The 9136-nt window shown below is 64.0% G+C and carries 6 protein-coding genes and 1 pseudogene; 2 read left to right on the top strand and 5 right to left on the bottom strand.

What is annotated here, in order from left to right:
• Nucleotides 1–866: 866 nt before the first annotated feature.
• The 5 genes from QZ149_RS09655 to QZ149_RS09675 all read right to left on the bottom strand — a co-directional run bounded on the left by QZ149_RS09655 (nt 867) and on the right by QZ149_RS09675 (nt 6251).
• Nucleotides 867–1670, bottom strand: coding sequence for a YetF domain-containing protein (locus QZ149_RS09655; RefSeq protein ID WP_291451226.1), 804 nt, complete (start codon nt 1668–1670; stop codon nt 867–869).
• A 46-nt stretch (nt 1671–1716) separates the two neighbouring features.
• Nucleotides 1717–2229 carry a PH domain-containing protein gene (locus QZ149_RS09660; protein ID WP_291451227.1) on the bottom strand — a complete coding sequence of 171 codons (513 nt, stop codon included), beginning with the start codon at nt 2227–2229 and terminating at the stop codon, nt 1717–1719.
• Nucleotides 2230–2271: 42 nt separating this feature from the next.
• Nucleotides 2272–2910, bottom strand: a complete 639-nt coding sequence (locus QZ149_RS09665; protein WP_291451228.1) for a DNA-3-methyladenine glycosylase I — start codon at nt 2908–2910, stop codon at nt 2272–2274.
• Between the two features lie 127 nt (nt 2911–3037).
• Complete coding sequence (gene der, locus QZ149_RS09670; protein ID WP_291451229.1) at nt 3038–4591, bottom strand: ribosome biogenesis GTPase Der; 1554 nt, start codon at nt 4589–4591, stop codon at nt 3038–3040.
• 79 nt (nt 4592–4670) lie between these two features.
• The gene (locus tag QZ149_RS09675; RefSeq protein ID WP_291451230.1) at nt 4671–6251 is read right to left on the bottom strand and encodes a UDP-N-acetylmuramoyl-L-alanyl-D-glutamate--2,6-diaminopimelate ligase; all 1581 of its coding nucleotides are present in this window, start codon (nt 6249–6251) and stop codon (nt 4671–4673) included.
• A 72-nt stretch (nt 6252–6323) separates the two neighbouring features.
• Between QZ149_RS09675 and pepN the strand changes: the two genes are divergently transcribed.
• Entirely contained in the window at nt 6324–8906 is a 2583-nt protein-coding gene (pepN, locus tag QZ149_RS09680) for an aminopeptidase N (protein ID WP_291451231.1), read from the top strand.
• A gap of 2 nt (nt 8907–8908) precedes the next feature.
• Nucleotides 8909–9136: pseudogene (locus QZ149_RS09685) on the top strand (DUF881 domain-containing protein); the annotation flags it as partial.

Below are 9136 nucleotides of genomic sequence, written 5' to 3' on the forward strand. Positions count from 1 at the left end.
AAGAAGGACACCCCAAGGCACACGAAGCACGAACCCCAGCAACACGACACGTCCTATAAGCCCATTTCCTCCGTGTGGAGTCCGGCGCGAGTGTTGAGTCGCCCAAAGTGCAGACTACCTCGGCGACAAGTGTCGGAAATGGGCTGTTGTGGGCGAGGTGGTCTGCGTTTTGGGATATTCCCTGTGATGGGCGACTGGCGTGCGCCTTGGTGGGCACGTGGTTGGGGGTGTTCGCGGTCAGGTGCCGTGCCTCGCTCGAACGTGAACCGGCTGTTCTGCGCGTGGGCCGGATCTTCCGCACGTGGGCCGTCTGTTCCGTATGTGGGCGTGGCTGCCCAGGCTCGGAATAGCGGGTTAACGTGCGGATGAAGCACGGTCAGATGGAGTGCTGTTGGATGATCTGGATAATCCGAGCGTAGCGTGCGCGGTTTCTCAACTCTGCAGCAACGAACTCCATCACCCACCGACCACAATACCTGGGAATAACCGCATGTTCTAAAATCCCGCTGCTTGCGTTCCCCGAGGGACCTCTGTCCCGATTTTAATTTGTCAGACAATCTTTGTAATCGAAACGTGATATGCCTATCAACTGGGTATCATCCTCGGTAAATGGCAGTTTGTGAGCAATTATCCGCAGATTTACGCGGATGAATGCGACTATGTCGCGATGTGAAGCGCATCATTTTATATGCGTGCATGAGCTAAACTGTGCCATAGGTCGAAGTTGTCGACGGGGATGATTTCGACCTACCTCGGCGGTTCGGCCCCTTCCGATACCGCCACAAACGGGTACACACCCACCCGGGCACCCCCGGCCTCGTCAATGGCGATGAGGCCGGGGAAACCCCGACACACTACTGCGACGGTCAGTTATTCGTCTGCGAAGACACCTCGTCCGGCTGCGCATCGGCGGGAATGAAGTCCTCAAGCGTGGCAGTCTGCGTGCCAGGATCATCGAATTCGGTCACGGTTGTCACTTCAACGACAGCAGCATCGGAGATAGCCGACGAAGTCGTCAGCCCCGATTGATCGACGATGGTGAGATGACGATGAGCATCAAGCTCAACCAGGAACAGATTCTCGAGGGCACCCGCACCCGCCTGCTTGAGCTCATCGCGCAACCACTCTTCGCTGCGACCAGCCAACTCCATGTTCTCACTGACAATCTGACCGTTCGACACCAGGAGGTAATTCACGTCGCCTTCGTTCATACGCCGAACGGTCAGCGAACCGTTGGCTTCGCGTTGTGCGAGGCTGATGTCGCTCAGTGAAAAGATGCCCATGCCGCGTAGCTCTGCGAGAAACTCGACTGGGTCGAGCTTGCGATCCGAGCTGTCGAGCGCGTCCTGAGTAAATCGCCCGCCCTCGATGATCCTGTACGCCTTTCCCATCACGAGCGAGCGGGTCGACATGAACTTCGACGTCAGGTAGTTCAGGCCGGAGATGATTCCAAAGGTGACGAGCAGGAAGCTGATGTACTCCGCGAACGAGAATGCTTGGTTGTAGATGACGCCGCCGATAATGCCACCGAGGATAAAGTTCCCGATAAAGTCGATCGGTGTCAGCTGGACCGTCTGCTGCTTGCCCGTGAGGCGCAGGTGGAGGACGATCAAGGTGACACCGATCAGGAGCTTAAAGACCGTCATTTCGAAACCGTGAATATCAAACATGACGGCAGTGTATCCAGTGCCGGATAGGGTGATTACACGAGTGTGATCAATTGGTCGGATCAGCGTCGATGGCACCCTGGATGTCGTTGAAGATGAGGTTCGAAATCTCGACCTGCACCGTCTCCACCTGGGGCACGTCGCGCAGCAGCAGCGGATCATCCGCCGAAGTCTGCAGGGCAAGCGTGCCACAGCCGAACAGGCGGTCGTCGACATTCTTTTCCAACTGAACGTCGGAAATACGCGTGAGCGGAAGGTCATGACCCGTGCGAGTAAAGACGCCCTTGCGGGTGATAATGCGCTTGGTGGTCACCGTGTAGGTGGAACTGATCCACTTGACCCACGGGATCAACAGGAGGGGCACCGTCAGAACCAGAACCACGATCCAGATGGTCGGCAGCGCCCAGTAGCGCGAGTCTTCCGGGACGTAAAACGAACCGACAGCGGCTGCGAGCACCAGGAGAATCTCACCGATGATCTGAGGCAGGATGACCTTGATATGGGTGTGCATGTGTCGGACGACGACCTCGTCCTGGCTGAGGAGCTTCTTGGAAAGTGCCATGGTTCCATCATGCCAGATAACGACCCCACACGAGCATATGGGTTAGACCGGTCGGCGGTGTGTACCCACGATGTCGGTGTTGACGATGCCGATTGCGGCCATGAGAGCGAGCATCGTCGTGGGTCCAGCGAAGCGGAACCCGCGCGCCTTCAAGTCGGCAGCCAGGGCACGCGATTCGGGCAGAGCTGTGGGAACCTCGACCGCACAGGTCGGATGCGGGTCGGCATCGGGACGATACGACCACACGAGCGCTCCCAGGTGGGCAGCGTCGGGGGAGTGGGCCTCGTCCACGTCACGCAGAGCGAGCGTGGCCCGCGCATTCGTGATCGCAGCCTCGATCTTGCGGCGGTTGCGGATAATGGCGGGGTTTGATGCGAGGCGTTCGATGTCTTCATCAGTGAAGGCGGCGACGGCGTCGGGTCTGAAGCCTGCGAAAGCCTCCCGGAATGCATCACGTTTGGCGAGGACAGTGCGCCACGACAGGCCTGCCTGAAATCCTTCGAGGGCGAGACGTTCAAACACGCCGACCTCGTCGTGGACCGGCACCCCCCACTCGTTGTCGTAGTAGTCACGCAGGAGGCGGTCGTGGGACGCCCAGGTGGGACGCACGAGGCCGTCCTCGCACAGCGTCAGGCCATCGGGAAGGGGAACGGAAATCGGGCATTCAATAGAGGCGTTCATAGCCCCATCCTGCGCGTCCTCGTCACGTTCGGGCAAACGCCACTGTGATCTCTGTGGATAACGCTGACGCGCGCACCACCCCTGTGGATAGGGCGATGCGCGCATCAGTTATGCACAGGAAGTGTCCCTAGCGGCGGCGCTTCTCGCGCACACGCACCGAGATCTGAATGGGTGTGCCCGTGAAGCCGAAGGTTTCGCGCAGACGGCGCTCGATGAAGCGGCGGTAGCCCGGATCCAGGAACCCGGTCGTAAACAGGACAAAGCGCGGGGGCTTGCTCGACGCTTGTGTGCCAAACAGGATGCGGGGTTGCTTGCCTCCGCGCAGCGGGTGCGGATGCGCGGCCACGAGCTGGCCGAGGAACGCGTTGAGCTGGCCCGTCGGGATGCGGGTTTCCCAGCCTTCGAGGGCGGCGTCGAGCGCGCGCACGATGCGGTTTGTGTGCCAGCCGGTCTTGGCCGCCAGGTTGATACGCGGTGCCCACTGGACCTGCACCAGCTCTCGCTCCAGCTCGTTCTTGATCTCTTTCTGGCGATCCTCATCCACCAGGTCCCACTTGTTGGTGACGACGACGAGCGCTCGGCCCGCGTCGATGACCTGCTGGACGACGCGTACGTCCTGCTCGGTCAGGGGAGCGGACCCGTCGATGAGAACCAGGGCGACCTCGGCCTTTTCGATAGCGGCCTGCGTGCGGATGGACGCGTAGTAGTCCGCGCCGGTTGTACGGTGCATCTTACGTCGAATGCCGGCGGTGTCGACGAACCACCAGGAACGTCCGTCCAGCTCGATGAGTTCGTCGACGGGGTCGCGGGTTGTACCCGCAAGCTCGTTGACGACGACGCGCTCGCCACCAGCCAGCGAATTGAGCAGTGAGGACTTGCCGACGTTGGGACGGCCAACCAGGGCGACGCGGCGCGGGCCACCGGAGGGTAGCGCCGAGGCCACGGCGGATTCTGTCGGCAGGACATCCATGACGACGTCGAGGAGATCGCCAGTGCCACGCCCGTGCAGCGCGGAGATCGCGTGGGGCTCACCCAGGCCGAGGCTCCACAGGTAGGCAGCGTCAGCCTCCTGCAGGGGAGAATCGACCTTGTTGGCGGCCAGGATGATCGGCTTCTTCTTCGAGCGCAGCATCTCGACGATACGCTCATCCGATGCCGTCACGCCGACCGTCGCGTCGAGGACCAGTACGACCGCGTCGGCCAGGTCCACGGCGATCTCGGCCTGCTCGGCGACCGAGCGATCCAGGCCCTTCACGTCGATTTCCCAGCCGCCCGTGTCCACCAGCGTGAAGTCACGCCCGGCCCACTCAGCGGGGTAGGAGACACGGTCGCGCGTCACGCCGGGCGTGTCCTGAACAACGGCCTCGCGGCGTCCCAGGATGCGGTTCACCAGCGTGGACTTGCCGACGTTGGGTCGACCGACGACGGCGAGGACCGGCAGGCCCGCCGCGACGTTGCCGGAATCGTCGAACTCAACCTCGCCGGACAGCAGCGCTAAGTCCTCGTCATCCAGGTCGAACTGGTCGAGGTTGGCACGCATGACGCGGGCGCGGGCCGCAGCGTCATCGTCGGTCAGGTCGATCATCTCGGACGAGGCCGGTGCCTGGTCCGCGGTGTAGGCGTCGGCTGCGTCGTCCCCGGGAATGTAGGTCGCGCTGTGCTGCGTATCGAAGTCGTTCACCCGCCCAGTCTACGGCGTGGCGCGCCGCGCGGGTCGGCTGGGGACCCCCGTGGCGCGCCAGTTCACAGGTTTATTACCGCTACTCGTGGGAGCGTACGTCGCAGGCGAGGACCTCGGCGGCGACGGGCACGTCGTTGTAGCGGTGGTGGATACCCTGGATCTCCTGGTACCACTCAGCACCCTTGCCCGTAATGATGACGGTGTCGCCGGGCTTGGCCGCCAGGATGGCGCGGCGCACGGCGTCGCGTCGGCACGTCGTAACCTCGGTGACGTCCTCCATGCCGGGGCGCACGGAGGCGATGCCACGCAGCAGATAGTCACGGATGGACTGAGGATCCTCGGTGCGCGGGTTCTCGTCTGTGACCCACAGGATGTCGGCCTCGCGCGCCGCGATCTGCGCCAGATGCTCACGCTTAGTCGCGTCGCGGTCGCCGTCGGTGCCAAAGACGATGACGACTTTGCCGGGGGTCAGCTCGCGCGTTGAGCGCAGCGTCCACTCGAGAGCCTCGGGGGTGTGCGCGTAGTCGACGATCACGAGGGGCTGGGCACCGGGGGTTGGGTTGACCTTCTCCATGCGTCCGGGGATCTGAGGAGCATTTTCGACGGAAGTGATGACGTCGGCCAGGTCGATGCCCAGGGCCACCGCGGACACGATGGCGACCGCGGTGTTTTGGACGTTGACCTCACCCAGGATAGGCATTGCAACGCGGTGGCCGACGCCAGTGGGGTCGACGAGCGTGAAGACCGTGCGCCCGATGGACTGGTCTGGCGCGATGTCACGGACCTGCCAGTCGGCGCTTTCGCGCGTCAGGGCTGACACGGTTGTCACCGGTACGGTCGCCTGTTCGGCCAGGCGACGACCCCATTCGTCGTCGACGCACACGACGCCGGCGCGGGAGTGCTCGGGGGTAAACAGCAGGGCCTTGGCAGCGAAGTAGTGCTCCATGTCGCCGTAGTAGTCCAGGTGGTCGTGCTGCAGGTTCGTGAAGGCGGCGACGTCGAAGACGATGCCGTCGACGCGGTGCAGGGACAGGGCGTGCGCCGACAGCTCGATAACACCGGCACCGCAGCCGTACTGCTCGGTCGCGGCCAGGATGCGGGCGATGACGGGAGCCTCGGCGGTCGTGCGCACGGCCTCGAACGAGATTGGCCCGACGTGGGTTTCCACAGTGCCGCACAGGGAAGCCTCGGGGAAACGCGAGGCGAGGGCCGCGCGCATCAGGTACGAGGTCGTCGTCTTGCCATTCGTGCCCGTCACGGCCATGGTCGTCAGCCGCGAGGCCGGGGCCGAGTAGACATTGTCACACAGGGCGGGGACGACGCCTCGCGGATCAGCCACCTGAACGACCGGCACGCCCAAGCCTCGCTCACGGGCCTGCTCGCGGCCGGCCTCATCCGTGAGAATCACGGTGGCACCGGCTTCGATGGCCGCGTGGGCGAAGCGGATGCCGTGCTGGGTCAGGCCGGGGATCGCCACGAACATCCAGCCGGATTCGCAGTCATCGGAGGACACGGTCACGCCCGAGATCGCCAGGTCGGCGGTGTCGAGCGGCGTGGGGGCGCCGTCCGCGCCGTAGAACCCCTGGACCTCGAGGCCTGCCAGGGCACGCACGAGCGGGATCGGATCGATGGACGGGCGGATATCAATCACTGAGGTCATGTCTCTACTGTAGTTCGTCTACGCGCCCCCGTGTAGCACGCGCATGTTCAGTGACACAGTAGGATAGGAGTCATGCAGATCTTGACACGCAACGAAGCAACACACCGCGCTGCCACCCTCGAGGTGTCCGCCATCGACGTAACCGTTGACGTTTCGGGTGCCATGGACACCTCGCGAGAGACCTACCCCGTCACCTCTATTCTGACGCTGGTCGCGCGTGAGGAACGCACATTCATCGACATCGCCGGGCAGGTCGAGACCGTCCTACTCAACGGAGCGGAACACCCCTTCGAGGATGACGAAGACCGTGTCTGGGTGTCCGGCCTGCCAGTGGGGGAGACCATCACCCTTGAGGTGCGCGCGCTCGCCCGCTACTCGCGCAGCGGTGAAGGCCTGCACCGCTACACGGATCCCGAAGACGGAGAGGTCTACCTCTACACGCAGTTCGAACCCAACGACGCCCACCGCGCGTGGCCGTGCGTCGACCAGCCAGACGTCAAGCCTGCGTGGACCTTCCACGTCATCGCGCCCCAGGATTGGGTCGTCTTCTCCAACGGCGTCGAGGTCGGCGGCGAGTCCGTCGCCGAGGGGATGATGCGCCGCGATTTTTCCACGACACCCCCGCTCTCCAGCTACATCACCGCGGTTGTCGCGGGTCCCTGGGCGGTCATCGAGGGTCCCACGTGGAGCGGTGGCGCGAGCGACGGCGGGCACGTCGAGCTGCCCCTGCGCCTGGCCTGCCGACGCACGCTCGCGCACTACCTCGACTCCGAGGACGTCTTTGAGGTGACACGCGCGGGCTTGGGCTTCTTCCACGAGCGCTACGGCATCACTTTCCCCTGGGGTTCCTACGACCAGATCTACGTGCCCGAATACAACTTGGGTGCCATGGAGAACCCCGGCTGCATTACCTTCAACGAGTCCTACATCTCCCGCTCCACGCCGACCTTCTCCGAACGCCAGCGTCGCGCGAACACGACCCTGCACGAGATGTGCCACATGTGGTTCGGTGACCTGGCCACCCCAGCATGGTGGGACGACCTGTGGCTCAAGGAGTCTTTCGCAGAGAACCAGGGGGCCAGCGCAATCGCGACAGCGACCCAGTACACGGGGGAGTGGGCGAACTTCGCGATGAACCGAAAGATCTGGGCCTACACGCAGGACCAGATGCCTACGACACACCCGATCGCCGCCGACATCCCGGACGTGGCCGCCGCTAAGACCAACTTCGATGGCATCACCTATGCCAAGGGGGCCGCCGTCCTCAAGCAGCTTGTCGCGTGGGTTGGAGAGGACGCCTTCTACGAGGGTGCCCGACGCTACTTCGACAAGCATCGCTTCGGTGCGACCAGCCTGGGTGACCTGCTCGAGGCACTCGAGGAGGCTTCCCACCAGGAGTTGGGTTCGTGGAAGAGCGCCTGGCTGGATACTCCCGGCCCGTCGACGCTGTCTGCCTCGTGGGAAACCGACCCCGTCGGCGCAATCACGAACTTCACTCTCCATCAGGGTGGCGAGGCATGCGGCGGTGTCCTGCGTCCCCACCGTGTGACCGTCTCGACCTGGCGTGCAGCCGACGGTACCCTCGAGCGCACCCATGTTTTCGACGTGCGCATCGACGCCGAGAACGCACCCATCGACCCCGAGGGAGTGCTCGCCATTCCGGGTGGCGCTGCCTTCGTTGACCTCGTCGTCATCAACGACGACGATCTCACCTACGCGATCTCTCGTCTGGATGAGCGCTCCACCGACGTCGCCCTGGCCTACGTCGGCACGATCAACGCACCCATCACCCGAGCGGTCGTCTGGGCGTCCCTGTGGAACGCGGTCCGCGACGGCCTGCTTGATCCGCGCCGCTTCATCGCTTCCGTCCTGGGCGCTGTGCCCACCGAGACCGAACCTGCGATCCGCGACCGTCTGCTGCTCTTCGTGGCCGAGGCCCTGTCCTCCTTCCTGCCCGGAAGTGTCCGCGCCGAGTCGCACGACCAAGTGCTGGCCACCACCATTCGCTTGGCGAAGGAATCCGTCGCCAGCGACGCGGACGCGTGGCGTGCCTACACGCGCGCGTTCATCGCTGAGTTCGCCGCCCGAGGCGGAGAGGAGTACGAGGCCATGGTGCGCGGCTTCGCTGCTGTCGATAACCCCGACATTGCCTGGCGTGCGCGCCGAGCGCTGGCTGCCCGAGGCCTCGTTGACGAGCAGACGATCCTCGCCTGGCGCGATGCCGATGGTTCCGGAGAGGCTGCCCGTATGGCTGTCGAGGCTATCGCCTCCCTGCCCGAGGAGACAACCCGCTCCCGTGCCTGGGCGTCGGTGATGTCCGATACCCTATCCAATGACTACTTGAGCGCGACCCTCGCGGGCCTCCAGGCGTCCTCCTGGGAGGGGGCCTCCGGTGTGACCGAAGCCGTGGCGCGCATGCGCGAATACTGGGAGAAGCACACGATCGGCATGTCGCTGCGCTACGTGAGCGGCGTGCTCGACCTCAGCGTCGACGTAACGCGTGAAGGCAGCGTCGAAGCCAGTGTGGCACTGCTGCGCTCCTGGCTTGACACCCACGAGGACGCCCCAGCACAGCTGCGCCGCATCGTCGTCGAGCATCTCGACGACTTTGAGCGCCGCGAGCGCGTCCAGCACCGCTGGGAGCACGATCAGTGACACTGCACGAGGAGCACCACGAGGAAGCAGGGGACGAGAACGAGGCTACCGGGGCCTCGGGACTGGACCCCGCTGCATCGATGTCACTCCTAACATCGATGCTGACCAACCCCCTCGACGCGGGCTACGAGCACTACAGAGCTGAGCACGGACCCACGCCAAACCGATTCGTCGGGCGGCTGGGCGTGTTCGTCGTTGCTGTTGCCCTCGGCTTCGGATCCGTCGTGGCC

The sequence above is a fragment of the Actinomyces sp. ICM47 genome, from assembly GCF_905369875.1.
Lineage (GTDB): Bacteria > Actinomycetota > Actinomycetes > Actinomycetales > Actinomycetaceae > Pauljensenia.

Coding starts and splice junctions, on each gene's coding strand:
- QZ149_RS09655 (WP_291451226.1), bottom strand. CDS start 1,670: ATGTTTGATATTCACGGTTTCGAAATGACGGTCTTTAAGCTCCTGATC.
- pepN (WP_291451231.1), top strand. CDS start 6,324: ATGCAGATCTTGACACGCAACGAAGCAACACACCGCGCTGCCACCCTC.
- QZ149_RS09660 (WP_291451227.1), bottom strand. CDS start 2,229: ATGGCACTTTCCAAGAAGCTCCTCAGCCAGGACGAGGTCGTCGTCCGA.
- QZ149_RS09675 (WP_291451230.1), bottom strand. CDS start 6,251: ATGACCTCAGTGATTGATATCCGCCCGTCCATCGATCCGATCCCGCTC.
- QZ149_RS09665 (WP_291451228.1), bottom strand. CDS start 2,910: ATGAACGCCTCTATTGAATGCCCGATTTCCGTTCCCCTTCCCGATGGC.